Annotated in this window: 1 protein-coding gene; it reads left to right on the top strand. The window is 62.2% G+C overall.

The features are described from left to right. Nucleotides 1-127: 127 nt before the first annotated feature. A partial coding sequence (locus HV670_RS30425) for an IS110 family transposase (RefSeq protein WP_175108600.1) occupies nt 128-574 on the top strand: 447 nt, incomplete at its 3' end.

Below are 574 nucleotides of genomic sequence, written 5' to 3' on the forward strand. Positions count from 1 at the left end.
CTAGACATAATGGTCGCGGCTGACTGAACACCGTAGGGCCCGTCTCGGGTATCGTGGGTTGCGCACCGAAGTGTGCCGAGCCACATACGCCTGGGTGGGCCAGGCGCAGAACTTCAGGAGACGGGCCATGGACAAGCTTATCAAGTTTTTTGTCGGATTGGACGTGCACAAGGACACCATCTCGATTGCGGTGTGCGAACCTGGTCGGGAACCTGCGCGGTTTGTCGGAACCATCGGCCATGACGTGGCGGCCTTGTTAAAAGTTCTGCGCAAGTACGGCGAAGCCGCGCAGGTCAGCGTGGTGTACGAGGCCGGGCCAACCGGTTATGGCTTGTATCGCGAGCTCACCGGTCGTGGCTATCCGATCGAGGTGATCGCTCCGTCGCTGACCCCACATCGCGGCGCGGACCGGATCAAGAACGACCGGCGCGACTGCCGGCGCCTGGCTGAACTGTCGCGTGCCGGTGAACTCAAGGCGATCTGGGTACCCGATGCCGCGCACGAAGCACTGCGCAATCTGTGGCGTGCCCGCGAAGATGCCGTGAACATGCGGCTCAAGGCGCGTCAGCAACTA

The organism is Pararobbsia alpina (assembly GCF_902859895.1).
GTDB classification, from domain to species: Bacteria; Pseudomonadota; Gammaproteobacteria; order Burkholderiales; family Burkholderiaceae; genus Pararobbsia; species Pararobbsia alpina.